Raw genomic sequence first — 19,752 nt, 5'->3', positions numbered from 1 at the left:
AGCTGCTATTCCCGAAGAGGAAAGGCTGATAATTATGCCTGCGAATGCAAATAAAGACTACACGATTTTTCACAAGAAGATAGTTGATATTTTTAATAAACACAATGTCGACACCCTCCGATTTATTAAAGTGGCAGATTGGGAATACGGCAAGCAGTTTTAATCGCTCATTGAGGCGTCTGGTTTTAGTTTTGATGGTAATGTCGAACGCCATTACCATTAAAGTGGCCTTAGCGCGTTTGTTTAAATTTACAGTGGTGAAAGTTGGACCCCGAAGGTGACAAAATGAATGATTTTGAAAATGAATACTACTTGGTGTTTAAAAAGTTCAATCCACAAACGTTATATTTGAAGGCATTGAAAAAAAGTGCGGATAGGGACTTTGAATTTGAAAAATTACGCTTTGGCGAAGAACCCCTATTTTTTGAAAATGGCTACAAAGAGGAAGATAAGGCAAGAGGGGTAACGCGTTTATATAGTAAAGCGCACGTCAATATATCGACCTTGGTTGTGCGTGATGAAATATATGAAGATATAAAAGGCTTCAATATCCGTCATTTGCAATTGTATCCCTCTGTGATTATCAATGATGATAATAACTACCTTGAAGGTTACTGGACCTTCAATTATTACGACAGAGTTGATTGCGTTGATTTTGAACGCAGTCTTATCGATGAGTATGATCCTAAAGATGCTCGTCATGATGTTGAAAAATTTGTTTTTAAATCTGAGGTGTTAGCTGCTATTCCCGAAGAAGAAAGGCTAATGTTTCAGCCAAAAAAAATAGATAAGGRTTATACGATTTTACATAAAAGGTTGGTAGATATTTTTAATAAACACAATGTMGASACCCTCCGATTTATTAAAGTGGCAGATTGGGAATACGGCAAGCAGTTTTAATACTATTTCATATTGTGAGTAGTATTGGAATCGGTGATCGAGACTACTGATCGCGTTAGCCTAGTCGCACTTTACACTGTAAATAAAAAAACGCTCAGGGGCTGTTAGCCTTGCTGAGCGTTTTGGTTTGTTGCGGATGCTTACGTAGTAAGCGCTAAATTTTAGTCTGTTTGGCTAACTGCAGGTGCTTGGCTCACCTTATCCACTAAATACAATATCGAGCGGTATTCAATGCCACTGTGTTCTGATAAGCCTATCTCACAGGTACGGCTGTTTGAATAGCCTTCATTGCAGTTACTTGGTACTTGGGCTTTCAACGGCGCAAGGGCAGAGGCATTGAGCTCTGGCGTGGTAAAGCCTTTATCACCGGCAAAGCCACAACACAGAATATCTTCTGGAATAATCACTTGTTTGGCACAAGCTTCTGTCACCTTTTGCATTACACCTGCTAAGCCACTACGGCGTGAAGTACAGGTGATATGCAGCATGACGGGTTCATCTTGGGGTGTGATGTCGAGCTTCGGCAGCACAAAATCCGCCACAAACTTAAATGGCTCTAGAATGGTAATGCCTTGGCGCATGGTTTCTTTACTCAGGCTGGCGCATGGGCTGGTGTCCATTAATACTGGCAATTTACCTTGTTCAGATATCTGCCATAAACTGTTTTCTAGCTCTTGCGCTTTATTGGCTGCTGTGTCGACAAAGCCTTTGCTCTTATACGGCATACCACAGCACAAGTTGTCGAGTTTATTCGGTAATATGACCTCGTAACCTGCTTTTTCTAGTAGTGAAATGGTCACTTCCGCTAATGGACGCGCATCGACTGCATTTTTCTCGGTGCCCATGTTACGTGAGGCACAGCTAGGGAAATAGACCACCTTTTCTTTGCCAATCGCAAAGATGGTCGGTGCTTTCATTTTCCCTGCTGAACGTGGCATGTGCTCTGTCCATAATGGCAGCTTTTCACCACTTAATTTATAGGCCGTTTTGCTAATTGCTTTCATGCCTTTGGTGCCAATCACAGCGTGGACACCATTCACCACACCTAGGCTCACCTTGGTTGTTTTGGTAATGGCAGAGAAATGATCGGCAGTCCAACGAGCGATAGACTTAGCCATTGGCGAGTGTTGCTGGCGCAGTTTGCGCATCAGGTCGCCCGTATTGATACCGACAGGGCAGCGGTCGGCACAAAGCCCAGTTGCCGCGCACGTATCGACCCCTTGATATTGGAAGGCTTTTTCCATTTCAGCTAGTCGGGCTGGATCTTCTTCAGTGCGACGTAATCGACTGATTTCACGGAACACGGTATTACGCTGACGTGGCGTCAAAGACAGGTTGCGCGATGGACACACGGGTTCACAAAAACCACATTCAATGCATTTGTCGATCAAGGTATCTGCCGCAGGCATGGCTTTGAGGTCTTTGACGTGGGCTTGGTGATCGTCATTAATGATCACCCCTGGGTTTAAAATACCCGTCACATCGAAAATCTGCTTAATACGCTGCATGAGTGCAAAGCCTGCTTGGCCCCACTCTAACTCGACATAAGGAGCCATGTTACGGCCAGTACCATGCTCGGCTTTTAGCGAGCCTTGGTAATCCACGGCAACTAACTGGGCCACGGCATCCATAAAATCACTGTAACGCTGAATTTCTTCTTGGCTATCGAATGCTTGTGTAAAGACAAAGTGTAAGTTACCCGCTAAAGCATGACCAAAAATAATCGCTTCGTGGTAGTGATAGTGGGTGAACAGTTCTTGCAGTTCACGAACGGCTGGCGCGAGCTGTTCAATGGGGAAGGCGACATCTTCAATGATCACCGTGGTGCCGGTTTCGCGCACGGCACCGACTGCGGGGAATAAGCCTTTACGAATCGCCCAAAGTTGTGCACAAACCGTGGTATCGGTACTGAACGCCACTTGGTGCATTGGGCCAAATTGGTTAATCAGCGCGGTAATCGTAGCATCTTGCTGTGCGAGATCGGCCTTATCTTCTCCGTGGATTTCAACTAATAATGCAGCTGCTTCGGTATTGCCTTCTTGTCCAAGTTGAGCGATGAAATCAGGCATGCCTGGCTCATTGGCCACCGATGCTAATGCGCGACTGTCCATCAGTTCAACAGCCGCTGCGGTGGTTTTGCCAAGTTCGCTGACTGCACGACAGGTGGTTTCAATATCCTTGAATACGTACAGGCCTGATGCCTTGTGAGCGTGATCGATCACAGTGTTGTAGGTGATGTCGGCAATGAAACCGAGTGTACCTTCTGAGCCGATAAAGAGGTGCTGTAAAATATCAATTGGATCGCTGTAATCGGTTAATGAATTCAGGCTATAACCCGTGGTGTTTTTTAAGCGATATTTATGGCGGATTTTATCGGCCAGTTCTTCATCTTGTTGGCAAGCCGTGGCGAGTTCAGCCAAATCGTTAAGTAATTCAGCATGAGAGTGTTGGAATGCATGGCGGCTATCAGCATTGAGGGTATCTAATACCGTACCGTCGGCTAATACCACTGTCATGCCTGCTAAGGTCTTATAACTGTTTTGGGCGGTACCACAACACATGCCTGATGCGTTGTTTGCCGCAATACCACCGATTTTACAGGTATTGATAGAAGCGGGATCGGGGCCGATTTTACGGCCATGTGGCGCGAGTAGCTTATTAGCTTCAGCACCAATGATGCCTGGCTGTAACGTGATTTGGTGGGCGTCTTCACTGATTTTATAGTTACGCCAGTTATTGGTCAGCGTAATTAAGACAGAATCTGATAATGCTTGGCCAGATAAGCTGGTACCCGCTGCGCGAAAAGTGACAGGAATAGTGAGTGCGTAGCAGGCTTTGATTGCGGCAACGACTTCATCGAGCGAGTCTAGCTGCAAAATGATCTTAGGCACTAAGCGATAGAAACTTGCATCAGTACCGTATGCCAAGGTCAAGGTTGGGTCGGTAATTATCCGCTGTGCATCAACGGTATCTTTTAATTGTTCTATGAGTGTTGTGTAGGGATGTTGCATGTTCTATTGCTCCATGGCCTTAGCTGCCTTTAAACATCGTGACAGGAAATGCTGGTGGGTTAATTATAAATAGTTTTGCTTGGCCCTTTTAGGCTTCTTGTTTAGCAAAAGATCGGCTTACTATCAGAATTAACATTTTAATAGCATTTGTTTGGTTGATATACTGCTACCAATACATATGTTTGTTGCAAAAAGTGTACTAATGATGCGAAGCACTGATGATTTCCTGATTTTTTTCCATTTAATTGAGCAAGGCTCGTTTAGCAAAGCGGCGGATCTTGTTGGCCTGACCAAATCGGTAGTGAGTAAACGGATCACTCGATTAGAACAAGAGCTTGGGGTGCAGCTCATTTATCGAACAACTCGAAAGCTGACATTAACCGAAGCGGGAGAGGTTTTTTTTAGCCATGCTAGAGAGGTTTATCATTCGGTACAGAATGCCGAGCAAGCCATGAGTGGTTTAGGCGAAAGCCTAACAGGGACGATTCGGATCAGTGTGCCGACTATTTCAGGGGAGCTGATATTGCCAAAGGCTATTGCTGAGTTTAGTGCTAAGTACCCTGATATTCATATTGATATGGATTTGGATAACCGCTTTGTCGATATTGTGGCTGAAGGGTTTGATTTAGCCATTCGAACGGGGGCGCTGCCTGATTCGAGCTTTATTGCGAGGCGGTTAGTCGATGCCCATTGGGTGATCTGTGGTGCACCTGATTATTTCGCGCGTTGTGGTATTCCTAAAGCGCCTTCAGAGCTCACACAGCATAATTGTTTGGCGTACAGTTTCCAAGAAACAGGTGCTCAAGAATGGTTGTTTAAGGGGGAGGATAAGCCGTGTACCGTTAAGGTGAATGGTAACTTCACTACCAATAATGCATCAGCTTTGCGTCGTGCTGCTTTATTTGGCCAAGGCTTGGTGTATGTGCCTAAAGTACTAGTGGCAGAAGACTTGAAAGCGGGCACTTTGATCGAAGTACTGCAAGAGCAAGTCGCTAAGTACTTAGGAATTTATGCGATTTACCCGTATACCCGCCACCAGCCAATTAAAGTGAAATTGTTTATTGAGCACTTATATCAGTGTTATCAAAATCACCTCGAGAAGTTTTAGCGCGGCGAGTACAGACAATAAAACAGAAAAAGCGAAATGGAGATTCTGATACTGAATCAGACCATTTCGCTTTTTTTTGTGGCGGGGTTTACTGCCTGGTTAAGGTACTTACCTTGTCCGTTAAATCACGGTACTCATAATTGCTGCCACAATACCGTATGCAATCATCGGAATGACGGTACGTTTAATAATATAGCCTTCTTTGTTGGCGATACCCAAAATAGTCGAAACCGCGATAATATTATTAATACACACCATATTCCCCATCGCACCACCAACCGATTGTAGGGCTAAAATAGTGGTCTGAGGTAGACCAACATTCATCGCTATGGTTTGTTGAATCGCACCGAAAGTCAGGTTTGAAACCGTTGCGGATCCCGAGAAGAACGCGCCAAGAGCACCCAAATACGCCCCCACATACTGCCAGCTTGTCCCCATTAAATCAGAGAAGGCTTGACCCGTTGTCATGATTGGCGAGTTTTCACCACCCGTCATCATCAATTTCACCATGATGAGCGCACCAACCAAGGCGATAAATGGCATCTTGATACGGCTGGCGGTTTCAGAAAACATCTGCTTAACGATGTTACCTTGCAGTTTGAACAATGGAATTGAAATTAACACCACTAATAAGAAAGGGATCAACGCGGGTACATAAAGCGTTTTATACGCCCAAGTAACATCAGTGCCTAGGATATGGCTGAGTTTTAGAATTAACGCTTTACTTAAACTGAAATCTCCTAAAGGCCCGAATGATACGGTAAAGAGTTCAGTGCCATCAGTCAGCATGGATTTAATACCGAGTTGCTTAATGCGCGTCACGATAAGAATGGCAATCAGCAGGATCGTCGGTGTCATTGCTTTCAATATTTGGCCTGATGAGACAGGCTGATTGTCTGGCTGATTGTCTGGCTGTGACTGTTTGGTAACACCTGATGTTGCTGATTGTGATGACACGGGTGCCATGTTCATTGATACAGCGTCACCCAGTGCTGCTGCTTCACCGGCGACTGCCGTTTTTGCCACCTGCTGTTCTGCTGTTGCGAGCCCGAGCCCAAAGCGTGCTACTACTACCGACAGGATAAGACCTATCGCACCACCGACTAACGCTGGGAACTCATAATTCCACTGTGCCAATAGGAAATAAGGCACAGTACATGACAAAGTACTGATCAGCACGAACAGGTAGTTCTTACGAATTTCACTCCAGCTAACGATAAAGCGCAGAGCCATTGGTGGAATAATGAAGGCCGCGACAAAGTGAATAAGCGCAGTAATTTTTCCGGTTTCAAGCAGGGTTGCATCATCTAAGCCAAGGTTAGAGAAGCCAAACCAAGTTGGAGTGCCAACCGCGCCAAATGAGACAGGCACCGAGTTCATCACCAGCGCGAGCATAGCGACTTTCAATGGGTTAAAACCTAAGCCAACTAAAATAGGCGCAGCAATCGCGGCTGGTGTACCAAAGCCTGACGCCCCTTCAATCATGAAAGCGAATGCCCAGCCAATGATCATCAACTGTGCTACTTGGTTTTTACTGATCCCTTCCAGCCAACGACGAATAATGTCTTCAGAGCCAGATAGGTAAATCATTCGGTTTAATAAAATCGCGCCAGCAACAATGGAAATTGGGGTGATAGCAGAAAGGATACCAGCAATGATGTTGGCGCTAATTAAGGTGAAATCAGTATTGAAATAAAACAATTGCAACAAGCCAACCATCAAAGCGGTGATAGGCAGGGCAATGTGCGAGGGTAAGCCGTTTTTCTTGGTCATCATCCAGATCAGGATGATAATCGGCATAACGGATAAAAATAGGGACGTCATGTTTTTCCACTCCATGTGCTTGGCCAGTAAATTACCTAGCGGGTTAGATAAATACTTTGGTATTGCGGCCTTATTTATAATTATGTTGTTTGGGTTACAGGCTGTATTTAGAAAAGTAATTTTCTGTTAGCTGTTTTTTGTGGGGAAGACATTCTACGGCCGAAAAAACGTATGGCTATGCCTCTTTTTTGCTGGGTAATTACCTTATGAGCGATAAGGTTTAATGTTAATGAATGTTTTAAAATATGATCACGCTTACGAAGCCATATAAAACAAGGGTGTAACAACTGATTAATCGATATTGTAAGGCGGGGATTATGCGATGGCAGGAAACAGTGATTTTCGATATATCCATTAATAAAGTAAGTGAATTTGATGGTGTGCGGGCCAAAGATGTCTAATCACTTGATAGTACAAAGCTAATTGATTTTATTTTTGGCGTAACTTAACAACTTATTCCGTGGAAATATGATTTAAAGGGTTGTTTTTGTAATTTAATTACAGCTCTTATTAAGGGGTGAATAACGAGTAGAAAGGGTTACTTATGGTTGAAAGAGCGAATAGCGAATGTTGATCACAAATAATTAACATTTATTGAGGGTAGATTGACTTTGAACCTGCGGCTGACTATCTATATGAACAAGAGATAAAACGTGAGTATTAAACGAGCGTTTAACTGCCTCTAAACATAATGATAATCAAGGATGAAGGTATAACGTTATGATGAGTCTTGCTGCTGCCCTACAGCGAAATGCGCAATGTAAACCCAATAAAACAGCCATTATTTGTGGTGATACCCAATTAACCTACGCCCAGTTTGATGCGTTAGCGGGTCAGGTAGCCAGTGGTTTAGTGGCGAAGGGATTGCAAGCGGGTGATCGTGTTGCTTTAAGCTGCCCCAACTTACCGTTCTTTCCTATTGTGTATTACGGCATTCAGAAAGCGGGTGGTGTCGTGGTGCCATTCAACGTGTTATTACGTCAGCGTGAAATTAAGTATCATCTTGAAGATTCGCAAGCGAAATTTTTCTTCTGCTTTGAAGGCACGCCCGATCTGCCTATGGCGCAAGAAGGTATTGCGGCGTTTAATCAAGTGGCGGAGTGTGAGGGTATGGTGGTGATGACGGCTGACCAAAGTCAGCTGATCTATAACGGTATGCCAACACTCAGTCGCTTTATCAGTCAACAACCACCGCTTGCTGATTATGTGCCGCGTTTAGAAGGAGATACTTGCGTTATCCTCTATACCTCGGGTACCACAGGGTTACCAAAAGGGGCGGAGCTAAGCCAAAGCAACATGGTGTGTAATGCTCTCGTGGCGCAAACACTGATGGGGTGCCAAGGGGACGATGTTCAATTGGTAACACTGCCTTTGTTTCATACTTTTGGTCAAACAGTACAAATGAATGCTTCGGTATTGATGGGGGCAACCATGGTACTGGTGCCCCGCTTCGAACCAAGCTTAGTGCTATCACTGATAGCTAAACATAAAGTAACGGCTTTTGCCGGTGTTCCCACTATGTATATTGGCCTAAATCATTGCCACAGTGATGATGATACCTCGACATTACGCATTGCGATTAGTGGTGGTGCATCGTTACCAAAAGAAGTTATCCATACCTTTGAACGTCGGTTTAGTGTGCCTATTTTAGAGGGGTATGGTTTGTCAGAAACCAGCCCTGTTGCTTGTTTTAATCACCTTGATCAACCCCGTATTCCCGGCTCGGTTGGTCAGCCTATCCAAGGGGTAGAGGTACGATTGGTCGATATTACAGGTCAGCCAGTCGCGACAGGTAAAGAAGGTGAAGTCGTGATTCGAGGCCATAACGTGATGAAAGGGTATTTGAACCGCCCTGAAGCAACAGCAGAAGCGATGCGCGATGGGTGGTTTCATACTGGTGACATTGGTCGCTTTGATGACAATGGTAACATGTACATTGTTGACCGAGTGAAAGACTTGATTATCCGTGGCGGTTTTAATGTGTATCCACGTGAAATTGAAGAAGTGTTTATGACCCACCCCGCGGTTGCTATGGTTGCCGTGATAGGTATTCCGAATGCCGAATACGGCGAAGAGATTAAAGCTTACGTGGTATTGAAAGAAGAGGCTGATATAGAAGAAAGCGCCTTGTATGAATGGGGTAAAGAACAGTTTGCTGCGTTTAAATACCCGCGCAGTGTTGAAATACGTCAGCAGTTGCCGATGAGCGCAACGGGTAAAATTCTGAAGAAAGATCTAAAAGCAGAAGTTGTTGAGCAACAACACCGTCAGGAGCAAGCATCAGCCTGATTATTATCAGTAGAATAGATAACAAAAAACGCGGTTCATCTTAGGATGAACCGCGTTTTTAATGGAGCGTTAAAGCAGCTTAAAATGGTTTGTTTGCAAAACCAGTCACTTCTTTAATTTTCATTTCACGACCAATTGCAGTCATAGGGTGAACGACAACTAAACCTTTAACAGATTTCTTTAGTTTACCCATATCCGCTTGCTCTGCTTTTGTCAGTGCGCGGTTAAATGACATTGATTTAATGTCGTTACCTTTGTCGTTTGCTTGACGTGATTGGGCATTCTTGATGCTGTCACGTTGTTTCTCAAGCTTAGCAACTTCATTTTTGAATTGATTCACGATTGGCTGATCGTTACGACTTTTTGCTGCAGCTAGTTTATTGCGGCATTTGTCTAGTCGGTTATTCAAATTTTGAAGTTCTTGCTTTAAATTCATCTTGTTACCTTTAGGTGTACATAGCGATACAGCCCAACAGTTGGTGCGAAGACCATGGCTGTTGCGTGTTATTGCGCAAAGTATAACAGCTAGAACAAACATGCTGCTAAATAAATCACATATTTATAGCGATGTTTGCCGTTGCTCTTGCTTATCTTCAATCATCAAGGGGTTACCGCATAAGCTTGTTTTTGACATGGACAGCTCTAGCGCATGAACTGACTTGGGGTTTCTCCGACATGTTGGCGAAAAAAGCTAATGAAAGCACTGTCACTGGAAAAGTCCAATAGAAAAGCGGTATCTGATACTGGCTTACCTTCAGCTAAGAACTCGATAGCAGCCAATAAACGCCATTGTTGCCGCCACTGTTGATAAGGCATCCCGGTGTCACGACTAAAAATACGGCTGATGGTTTTTTCACTCGCACCTATGCTTTTCGCCATGATGTTTAATGGTGGTGGCGGTGTATGGTCGGCTTCAAGCTGTTGCCACCAAACGCTCAGGCGTGGATCTTTGGGCAGGGGTAAGGAGAGGTGCTCTGGTGGGGCTGATTGGAGTTCTTGCCAAAATAGCGCCAGCAAGGTGGATTGTTCTTGGTTTGGCATATCCCATGACCAAAAAGCCATCCGCTCGATCAATGCACTGAGTAAATTATTTACGCTGAGGATCTGTATCCGATCTAATGCCGCGATCGGGTGAAGATCGGCATAAAGGCTAGGAGAAAAATAGATCGAACGATAAGACACTACATTACGCATCACGGCGCGGTGATTGATCCCAGGCGGGATCCATGCTGCACGTGTTGGCGGCAATACACTTTGCTGCTGTTCCAGAGATATTGTCATACAGCCTTTAGGGGCAAAGAGTAGTTGCGCCATCTGGTGATGGTGGAGCCCTGAATCGTGTTGACCAACATCCGCGGCAATGCCCACAACACTTGCAGCCAATGTATCTGGATTAAAGGGAGTGTCGCCAGTAATGAAGGCCATATAGAGCTGTCCTTATTTTGATGTATTTTGTTCTAATGATTATAACGAGACATTTTGGTGCTAGCTATAATTACGGCCATCAGATGAACAAACGAAACGGTACAAACTAATGACAAGAAAACCTAGCACATGGTTAATGGTGCTATTGATGATGTTTCCTCAAATCATCGAAACTATTTATAGTCCAGTACTACCACATATCGCGACAACATTTTCAGTCGCGCAAACTACAGCGGCACAAACATTATCGGTTTACTTTATTGCGTTTGCCTTGGGAGTACTGTGCTGGGGGATATTGGCGGATGTGATTGGACGTCGTTACGCTATGTTACTCGGCTTGGTTACTTATGGCATTGGTGCCGGTCTTGCCATTATTGCCCCTAACTTTGAGGTGTTGTTAGGGGCCCGTATTGTCTCTGCTTTTGGGGCTGCAGTTGGTTCAGTGGTGGCACAAACCATGTTACGTGATAGCTACCAAGGTTCAGATTTAGCGAAGCTATTTTCCATTATGGGGGCCGGAATTGCGTTAAGTCCTGTGATTGGTTTATTGAGTGGTGGTTGGTTAGCCACTTTGGGGGGCCACGTTTTAGTGTTTAGCTGCTTACTAGCACTTGCGCTTATCTTGCTTACGCTCACGGTAATATATTTGCCAGAAACACAACCTCAGCAAGTTGTTTCGTCGCAGGAGCTGAGTCAGCATCTTAGCTTGCTAAAAGTTGCGAAAATAATGTTAGTAGATCAACGACTTTGGCTAAATTCAGTATTGATTGCGCTGTTTAATATTATGTTATTTAGCTATTACTCATTAGCACCATTTGCTTTTCAGCGTCTTGGTCTTAGCTCTGTTGATTTTGGTTATAGTGGTATCGTGTTGGCTGCCGGCTGTTTTATCGGTAGCATTTTAAATAAACGACTTCATGCTAAAAAAATAGCAGCGGATCAATTAGTTTTTATTGCTTCAGTTGCGGCTTTAGTTGGTGGTTGTGGTGTGTGGTTATTGCAAGACAGCATAGGCTTCTTATTACCGATGATGCTAGTGGTGATCAGCTTTGGTATCGCAATACCTAATATTTTAAGCCAAGCTTTAGTGAACTATAAACAAGTAGCAGGAACCGCTGGGGCACTCTTTGGCTTGAGTTACTATTTGCTATTAGGTTTAGGGCTCGCACTTTCTGGCTGGTGGCAACATCTAGGTAGCGTGCTGTGCTTAGCAAGTGTTATCGCGTGTTGGTTATCTTATCGTTTACGTTGATTTATCTTCTGTTTTGGCTTGTGGCTTATTTTGATGTTTTCCTCCTTCTTTCAGGTACTGGGAAAGCCGCTACACTCAGGTAGAGAAAAATAAACTATTGCTAATACGAAGGAGGTTGTTATGGCGGTTGTTCACGGCTTAGCGATGGATATTGAACGAAAAGACGATCTGTTTTTTATAGAGCTAAAAGCCACAGGCACATTAACCCATGCGGATTATGAAAAAATAGTGCCGATTTTGGATGAAGCGCTTGCTGAGGTAGAGACACCGATTATTGATGCTTATTTCGATGGTACTGAATTTGAAGGCTGGGAGCTACAAGCCGCGTGGGATGACTTACGGCTAGGGCTAAAGCACGGTAAAAAATTCCGTCGTATTGCGATTTATGGTAATCAGCGTTGGCAAGAGATCATGGCAAAAGTCGGGGGGTGGTTTGTGGCAGGCGAAGTGAGATATTTTGATGATCCGCTTGATGCCTTAGCGTGGTTAAGAGGAGGCGTATAGCCGTATAAATAGTCGAATTAACCATCATTCAACGTATGATAGTCCCCTTGGTAAGCGGATGAAGGTACTGAGGAGACTTACAAGGTTTACTCACTCTATTTGGCGCGTATAATGCCTGCTCTTAGCAAAACGACAACTATTATCAATAAGGACTTCAGTTTGAAGCTATTCGTTAAAGATCTTACCGTTATCGATGCCTCGTACCTCTGCGCCACGCGCGGTATGGTAGGGGAAAGCTGGATTCTGGATGTGGTGATGTCTGGTGAGCTAAATGAAATGAGCATGGTGTTAGATTTTAGCCGTGTGAAAAAGCAAATCAAACACTTGGTTGATGAATATGTTGATCACCGCCTGTTAGTGCCAATGCGTGATCCTTCTGTTCACCTTGCGACAACGAAAAATGGGTACTCAACGCTTGATATGTTACGTGGCGAAAAGGGTATTCATTTACATTGTCCAGATGAAGCGTATTGCTTGGTGGATACTGATGCCATCACAGTGGAAACGGTGACAGAGCACGTATACCAAGTGTTAAAAGACGAGCTACCAGCCAATGTACAAGGGCTAGAAATCACCTTACGCCATGAAAATATTGACGGTGCTTTCTATCACTATACTCACGGTTTGAAAAAGCATGACGGCAACTGCCAGCGTATCGCGCATGGCCACCGCTCACCTGTTGAATTATTGGTGAACGGTCAGCGTGATGCTGAGCGTGAACAGCAATGGGCACTGCGTTGGCAAGACATTTACTTAGGTTCAATCGAAGATCAGATCAGTGTTGATGCGCTTGCGCTAAGTCAGCATGCTCAGCTTGTGACGGATGAAACCCACTATGGTTTCCGCTACACAGCTCCACAAGGTGAATTTGAACTGGCGATTGCCCGCAGTGAAACAGAAATCCTTGAAACGGATACGACCGTTGAATTACTTGCAGGCTATATCGCACAGCACGTAAAAGCGACTTTGACAGACGACGACACACTGGATGTCGTGGCTTACGAAGGTGTCGGTAAAGGTGCGATGGCATCATTATAGATTAACGCTTACAGGTGCAAAAATGTAGCAATCCCCATCACGTCAGTGGTGGGGATTTTTTTATAGCATAGCTAAAGAGAAACGTTAACTGGCTGCGAGATGCTTATCGAAAAAATCCATGGTTCTTTGCCATGCGCGTTCTGCGTCAGGTTCAGCGTAGCGCGCGGTAGAATCGTTGTGAAAGCCATGATTCACATTTTGGTATAGGTAGGCATGGTACTGCGCGTTCATTGCCTTAAGATCGGCTTCGTAGTCGGGCCAGGTTGCATTCACGCGCTTATCTAAGCTCGCAAAGTGAAATTGTAGCGGCGCTTTGATTTGCTGACGTAGTGTTTTTTCTGGTGGTGTCCCATAAAAAGGTACACCCGCATTGAGATCCTTGCCTAACGTTGCCGCGAGCATATTGACCACATATCCCCCGAAGCAAAAACCTACCGCCCCTAATTTTCCGTTGCTATTGGCATGCCCTTTGATAAATTGCGCCGCAGCGATAAAGTCTTGTTCAAGTTTGGCTTTATCGAGGCTTTTTTGCATTTCTCTGCCTTTATCATCGTTACCGGGATAGCCGCCTAATGGGTATAACGCATCGGGTGCAAATGCGATAAAGCCCCTCTTAGCTGCTCGTCGAGCAACGTCTTTAATGTAAGGGTTTAACCCTCTGTTTTCATGGATCACTAATACTACAGGTGCATTGGTAGGTAACGGGTTTGGCATAACAAGGTAGCCACGACCTTCACCGTGTCCATTGGGAGAAGCAAAAGTTTGATAGCTGGCGATAATGTCTGGGTCATTAAACGATATTTGTTCTGCATGGGCATAATTAGGCAGGAGGGCATTGGTCAGTAAAGAGAGATTCATCCCCACAAGGGCCAGCCCCGATAGCCGTGCCAAGAATTCTCGTCGATCGATCAGGCCATGAGCATATTCATCGTACCAATCGAACGCTTCCTGTGGGATGGGCTGAAGCGGCTCAGAGGCGGCATCTTGTTTGATGTGTTTGCGTTGTTCACTCATATAGTACTCACTTCGCTAACCCTGATTGGTATAAAGCATAGCTATTAATTGAAGTGTGCGTAGCAAACGCATTGTTGGGTTGAGGTAAGAATGAATAAAAGTTGAATTGCAGGTGTGTAGGCTTGGGTGTAAACAATTGATATAAAAGAAGTAATTGTGTGTACTTGTAAATAACAGGCATAAAAAATGCCGGCCTAGGCCAGCATTTTAATAATCTTGGAAGTATTAAAACTTCTAAATTATAGCTTAACTACGTTAGCAGCTTGAAGACCTTTTTGGCCTTGCTCAGTTTCGAAAGAAACTTTTTGACCTTCAGCAAGAGTTTTGAAACCCTCTGAAGCGATAGCACGGAAGTGAACGAATACGTCAGCGCCGCCGTTGTCTTGAGTGATGAAACCGAAACCTTTCTCTTCGTTAAACCATTTTACGATGCCAGTAGACATGAGTGTATCCTTTTAATATAAAAAACTCGCAATATGCGATTAGGGTAGCCAAGTAAAAAATTACATATTTATGTAAAATTTATGACAGGGAAGACTTCATGACATTAACTGGTATAGCAGATGCAGCGAAGATTTCTTAAAGCATAATATTTATTACATTGAATAGGTCTGATTACAGGCCGAGAAGAATCATACCAAGATATAGAGGGTTGTCTAGCGTTATTTGGAAGGAATTTTACTTTTTAAATCACATTATGATTAATTATTAACTTCTTCTGCTGTACGGAGAATCCTCAGCCTGTTTTGCAGTATAAAAAATCAGCGTGATGGGTGCTTATTGAATCACTATTTAGTCTGTTATCAACGAGAGTGATGTTTGCTCACGAACAGAAAATTTTGGCTGTCAGAATTTGATGGCGGCCAGCTCATCAGCGAGAGTGTCTGGTGGGGGGCTGTACCAGTTGAAAAGACTTTTCTCTAATGGCCATTATCGAGCATAGATGGGATCGGTGAATAATAAGCGGGAAAAGTATGCTGCAGTATTTATTGAGTGTGTGCTTAGTATGATTTGGTTGCAAAGCCATAAATGAACCTATCCATGGCGCTGACTAGGCAGACAAAAAATAGATTAGTGACGCTGTAACTTTCAGGGGTGTTCAGCTGATGCTAATTTGGGGTGTTCAGCTGATGCTAATTTGGGGTGTTAGCGCGTAGCAAGAGCATGCCCAATGATACTAATCTAACGACTCTGCCTGAGCTTAAGCTGGGGTCTCTGTATGGCTTTATGATGTCAGAGGTGAAGAGTGTAGGCGTAAAGAATGGGTACTTTGCTAAAAATACTATGTTGAACATGACTAAAGATGGATCCGATGCTTGATTACAAGCGAACAATTTTCTAATGCAATTGATAGTAGATGTGGTGAAGTTGCAGTAACAAGGTGCCTGCTTGAGGGATTGTGTATTTTATAATGAGGGCATCTATTTAAATTAGATATATACGGGAGCTGATTGTGATATGACTGAGATGTACTTTACTGGCTTGAAATAAACTTTACCACTCCACTTTATGGATCACTATAAAGGGAATGATATGTTATTCAATAGCCAGAATATCGACTAATTATTATATTAACTGTGAGTAGTTATATAGACTGTAAGTCAGTCAATATATTGTATAACGAGCAATATTAATAATTAAAGTTTGCGCATTACACTATTTATAATCCTAGGCGAAGAAGGATTAAGGTGTTGATAGATATTAGAAATAAGTAGAAAAGTTACCAACAAGTTGATTGTCTTTGTTGATGATATTACCTTTACCTGTTTCTTCACAATATGAAAGTTTCAGGTCTATTGTGCCTACATTGCCTTTCATTAAAATATGACGCAATAAAATGTCACTATTTAATTGGTGTATTAATGCACTCCAAGAGATATTGCCATTAAAAATATTAAAGTTTACTGTCATTTATTTACCTTTACTGTATTTGTTTGTGTGATTTCTTTACGACATTGCTGAAACCAAAAGCGTTTACGACCGATTGAACGAGACATAAATATCCTTTATTTTTTATAAATAATAGATTAAAAAGATGTATAGCGAATGTATCTGCAGCGTTTTTACTTAAAAACTGAAAGGGAATATAACGAAGAGACGAAAGCGTGTCGCGATATATAGAAGCAGATAATTGAGTATTTCGATTAACGGAGCAAGTGTTTCTGAGGATGAAGCTTTCAAATGACGTAAATGGCAATAAAACCATTTACGTCAATTTGCTTAATGGCTAGAAAAAGCCATTACGTTATTCACTAAATTATAGTGCAACAACGTTTGCAGCTTGAAGACCTTTTTGGCCTTGCTCTACTTCAAAAGACACTTTTTGGCCTTCAGCAAGAGTTTTGAAACCTTCAGAAGCGATTGCACGGAAGTGAACGAATACGTCAGCACCGCCGTTGTCTTGAGTAATGAAACCAAAACCTTTCTCTTCGTTAAACCATTTTACTAGACCAGTAGATTTAGCAGACATGTTATGCCCCTTATATAAAATTCATGAGATAATCGCAAAAAATTTGCGTGCACTGAAAGCTTGAATTATTGAATATGACGATGAAGCTAAGGAAACACTGAGGATAACAACAATAACGAAGAAATTCTGAGGTTTTACTTTTACTTAATGTTTATTAATAACTCTGTGTAACAGAGCGAGATAGATAATACCTTAGCTTTGGATATTGTAAAGGTTTATTTTGAATTTTTTTCTGTGAACCGATGATTTTTTGCTTAGCCTCGTTCTACTGCTAGTCAGGAGGCACTGTTAGCCTAAACCAATTACTGGACATAATTGCGGATTAAAATAATAGATAACTGCGTAATCGGTAGCGAAGTTAGCATAATTACCCTTTGTTTTTATAAGGTTTATGGCTGTTTTTCTTATTGAATTGACGGTAAAAGCAGCAACTAAGCTCGTTTCCTTTGTATTAAGCCGTTAACCGTAAGCTAAGTCACTAAAATTCAATAATTTTATGTCTACACTGAATCCATGGAAGCTTACAGAGGGATATGCTTATGCCAATTCAACCTCTAGGCAGTGAAAAACTGTATCGTGGTTCGGCACTCAACGGACTGAACGAGGAATGTAAATCGACGAAAAATCTGACGCCACTGGATGAAATTGTGGGTCAAGAACGCGCGCAAAAAGCGGTCGAGTTCGCGATGTCGATAAAAGAAAAAGGCTATAACATTTATGCGATTGGGCGTAATGGGTTAGGTAAGCGTACCATGGTATTGCGTTACTTAAATCGTCATGAACCGAATGGCAATGCTATGCCTTTGTATGATTGGTGCTATGTTGCCAATTTTGATGACACTCGTATTCCTAGCGTGCTGAAGTTACCAGCAGGAACAGGGATAACATTTAAAAAAGAAATAGAAAAACTGATGACACGTCTGGTTAAAGCATTGCCGTTGGCATTCGATAACGAGATGTATTATTCCCGCGCTGAAACGCTAAAATCGCAGCTGGCGAAGAAGCAAGAAGGTGCCTTGCTGACGTTAACAAGTAAAGCGAAAACCCAAAGTATTAGTTTAAGTTTAACACCGCAAGGTGAATATCAACTGGTTGCTTTGAACGGTGAAGAGCCGCATACCGAAGAAAGCTTTGCAACGCTCTCTGAAGCTGAACAGCAGCAGTTTGAGCAAGCGATTGATAGTTTGGAAGTCGAATTGCGCGGCATTGTTCGTAAGTTGACGGAATGGGAAGAAACGTATTCAGATAAGCTGCAAAAGCTCGATGAAGAGATTGCATTAGAAGTGATCGCACACGTGATCACCGCCTTAAAAGACAAGTACAAACATTTACCAGAGATAAAACAGTATTTGTCGGCTATGCAGGCCGATATGCTAGATAACCTAGATATTTTCCTTGGTGAAAGTGAAGAGCAGGTCGCACTGGCTTACGCGGCGCTTGAAAAGAAAATGCCGCGTCGTTATCAAGTGAATGTGCTGGTGAATCAAGACGATCATAAATTTCCTGTCGTAGTAGAAGAAAGTCCGAGTTATCACAGCATTTTTGGTTACGTGGAAAACGCCACTTATAAAGGCACAGTGTTCACTGATTTCTCGCTGATCCGCTCTGGTAGTCTTCACCGTGCAAACGGTGGTGTACTGATGATGGATGCGGTAAAAGTGCTTGAACGCCCTTATGTATGGGATGGTTTGAAGCGTGCATTGCGTGCGAAAACCTTAAACTTGAGTTCATTAGAGCGTGAAGTGACCTTATCGGGTGCGGTTTCGCTTGATCCTGAGCCGATCCCACTCGATGTGAAAATCATTTTGTTTGGTGATTACGAAACTTATCGTTTGCTACAACACTATGATCCTGAATTTAGCGAGCTGTTCCGCGTTACTGCAGATTTTGAAGATGAAATGGCGCGTACCGATGAATCGGAAGAACAGTATGCTCGTTTTATTTCGAGTATTGTTAACGACAATAATATGCTGCATTGCGATCGTAAAGCCATAGCGCGCATTATCGAATACAGTTCACGCCAAGCAGACGATCAGAATAAGTTATCACTGCATTCAGCAGATATCGCCAATTTGCTGCGTGAAACGAATTACGTTGCGAAAGCCTCGAATGCCACCATGATCCGTGCCACACACGTAGAACAAGCACTGCAAAATCAAGAGATGCGCGTGAGTCGCTTGAAAGATCATGTGATGCAAAGCTTTGTTAATGGCACCACGCTAATGACCACACAGGGTGATAAAGTCGGTCAAATCAATGCCTTGTCGGTGATATCAACGTCTGACTATCAATTTGGCGCGCCAAATCGTATTACAGCGACAACCGCCTACGGTGAAGGGCAAGTTTTTGATATTGAGCGTAGCGTTGAACTTGGCGGCAACATTCACTCGAAAGGGGTGATGATCCTATCGGCTTATTTAGCCTCTGTGTTTGGTAAAACGGCGAAAATACCGCTTACTACTCACCTTACGTTCGAGCAATCTTACGGTGGTGTCGATGGTGATAGTGCCTCCATGGCCGAGCTATGCGCCATAGTGTCGGCATTTTCCCAGCAGCCATTACGGCAAGATATTGCGATCACAGGCTCAATGAACCAATTTGGTGAAGCGCAGCCCATTGGTGGCGTGAACGAAAAAATCGAAGGGTTTTATGATGTTTGTGTTATTCAAGGACGCGCAACGGGTCAAGGGGTGATCATCCCGCAATCTAATGCACATAACCTGATGTTACGAAAAGACATTGTTGAAGCGGTCGAAAAAGGTGAATTTAATATTTGGGCTATCAGCCATGTTACTGAGGCGCTAGAGCTGCTAACGGGTAAGCCAGCTGATGAACAAGATGGCGACAACGGCTATTCAAGCCACAGCCTGTTTGGTTTGGCCCAAGCGAAGTTGAATGCGCTGCGGCGTTAACAGTC

15 protein-coding genes are annotated in these 19,752 nt (G+C 43.4%); 7 read left to right on the top strand and 8 right to left on the bottom strand.

Annotated elements, in window-relative coordinates; translation table 11 throughout:
- Window positions 1-285 precede the first annotated feature (285 nt).
- Window positions 286-900 carry a hypothetical protein gene (locus L4C35_RS16105; protein WP_428463851.1) on the top strand — a complete coding sequence of 205 codons (615 nt, stop codon included), beginning with the start codon at window positions 286-288 and terminating at the stop codon, window positions 898-900.
- A gap of 161 nt (window positions 901-1,061) precedes the next feature.
- Here the strand turns inward: L4C35_RS16105 and L4C35_RS16100 are convergent, their stop codons facing one another.
- On the bottom strand, window positions 1,062-3,911 hold the full coding sequence (locus L4C35_RS16100; RefSeq protein WP_428463850.1) for an FAD-binding and (Fe-S)-binding domain-containing protein: 2,850 nt from the start codon (window positions 3,909-3,911) through the stop codon (window positions 1,062-1,064).
- 205 nt (window positions 3,912-4,116) lie between these two features.
- On the opposite strand from L4C35_RS16100, the gene L4C35_RS16095 reads away from it, so the two are divergent.
- Window positions 4,117-5,019, top strand: coding sequence for a LysR family transcriptional regulator (locus L4C35_RS16095; protein ID WP_428463856.1), 903 nt, complete (start codon window positions 4,117-4,119; stop codon window positions 5,017-5,019).
- Between the two features lie 120 nt (window positions 5,020-5,139).
- On the opposite strand, the gene L4C35_RS16090 is transcribed toward L4C35_RS16095, so the two are convergent.
- A complete protein-coding gene (locus L4C35_RS16090; RefSeq protein ID WP_428463849.1) occupies window positions 5,140-6,843 on the bottom strand; it encodes an L-lactate permease in 1,704 nt (567 codons plus the stop codon).
- Window positions 6,844-7,563: 720 nt separating this feature from the next.
- On the opposite strand from L4C35_RS16090, the gene L4C35_RS16085 reads away from it, so the two are divergent.
- Entirely contained in the window at window positions 7,564-9,132 is a 1,569-nt protein-coding gene (locus L4C35_RS16085) for a long-chain-fatty-acid--CoA ligase (protein ID WP_428463848.1), read from the top strand.
- A 79-nt stretch (window positions 9,133-9,211) separates the two neighbouring features.
- On the opposite strand, the gene L4C35_RS16080 is transcribed toward L4C35_RS16085, so the two are convergent.
- Together L4C35_RS16080 and L4C35_RS16075 are read right to left on the bottom strand one after the other, a co-directional pair.
- Window positions 9,212-9,568, bottom strand: a complete 357-nt coding sequence (locus L4C35_RS16080) for a YibL family ribosome-associated protein (protein ID WP_428463847.1) — start codon at window positions 9,566-9,568, stop codon at window positions 9,212-9,214.
- Between the two features lie 206 nt (window positions 9,569-9,774).
- Window positions 9,775-10,557: an AraC family transcriptional regulator gene (locus L4C35_RS16075; protein WP_428463846.1), complete on the bottom strand. Its 783-nt coding sequence runs from the start codon at window positions 10,555-10,557 to the stop codon at window positions 9,775-9,777.
- 109 nt (window positions 10,558-10,666) lie between these two features.
- Here L4C35_RS16075 and L4C35_RS16070 point away from each other — a divergent pair, with 109 nt between their 5' ends.
- The 3 genes from L4C35_RS16070 to L4C35_RS16060 all read left to right on the top strand — a co-directional run bounded on the left by L4C35_RS16070 (window position 10,667) and on the right by L4C35_RS16060 (window position 13,351).
- Entirely contained in the window at window positions 10,667-11,809 is a 1,143-nt protein-coding gene (locus tag L4C35_RS16070; protein WP_428463845.1) for a multidrug effflux MFS transporter, read from the top strand.
- Window positions 11,810-11,929: 120 nt separating this feature from the next.
- Window positions 11,930-12,313: a SpoIIAA family protein gene (locus L4C35_RS16065; RefSeq protein WP_428463844.1), complete on the top strand. Its 384-nt coding sequence runs from the start codon at window positions 11,930-11,932 to the stop codon at window positions 12,311-12,313.
- Window positions 12,314-12,472: 159 nt separating this feature from the next.
- The gene (locus L4C35_RS16060) at window positions 12,473-13,351 is read left to right on the top strand and encodes a 6-pyruvoyl trahydropterin synthase family protein (protein ID WP_428463843.1); all 879 of its coding nucleotides are present in this window, start codon (window positions 12,473-12,475) and stop codon (window positions 13,349-13,351) included.
- Between the two features lie 84 nt (window positions 13,352-13,435).
- On the opposite strand, the gene L4C35_RS16055 is transcribed toward L4C35_RS16060, so the two are convergent.
- From L4C35_RS16055 to cspE (L4C35_RS16040), 4 genes are all read right to left on the bottom strand, one after another.
- Window positions 13,436-14,365, bottom strand: coding sequence for a dienelactone hydrolase family protein (locus tag L4C35_RS16055; protein ID WP_428463842.1), 930 nt, complete (start codon window positions 14,363-14,365; stop codon window positions 13,436-13,438).
- A gap of 239 nt (window positions 14,366-14,604) precedes the next feature.
- Window positions 14,605-14,808: a transcription antiterminator/RNA stability regulator CspE gene (gene cspE, locus L4C35_RS16050; protein ID WP_048897334.1), complete on the bottom strand. Its 204-nt coding sequence runs from the start codon at window positions 14,806-14,808 to the stop codon at window positions 14,605-14,607.
- 1,258 nt (window positions 14,809-16,066) lie between these two features.
- Entirely contained in the window at window positions 16,067-16,276 is a 210-nt protein-coding gene (locus tag L4C35_RS16045; RefSeq protein WP_428463841.1) for a hypothetical protein, read from the bottom strand.
- 346 nt (window positions 16,277-16,622) lie between these two features.
- A complete protein-coding gene (gene cspE / locus L4C35_RS16040; RefSeq protein WP_048897328.1) occupies window positions 16,623-16,835 on the bottom strand; it encodes a transcription antiterminator/RNA stability regulator CspE in 213 nt (70 codons plus the stop codon).
- Window positions 16,836-17,374: 539 nt separating this feature from the next.
- Here cspE (L4C35_RS16040) and L4C35_RS16035 point away from each other — a divergent pair.
- A complete protein-coding gene (locus L4C35_RS16035; protein ID WP_428463840.1) occupies window positions 17,375-19,747 on the top strand; it encodes a Lon protease family protein in 2,373 nt (790 codons plus the stop codon).
- Window positions 19,748-19,752: the final 5 nt, after the last annotated feature.

Origin of the sequence: Photobacterium kagoshimensis, from assembly GCF_050337045.1 — a bacterium.
Taxonomy (GTDB): Bacteria; Pseudomonadota; Gammaproteobacteria; order Enterobacterales; family Vibrionaceae; genus Photobacterium; species Photobacterium kagoshimensis.
This window is presented reverse-complemented; position numbering and strand designations above follow the sequence as displayed.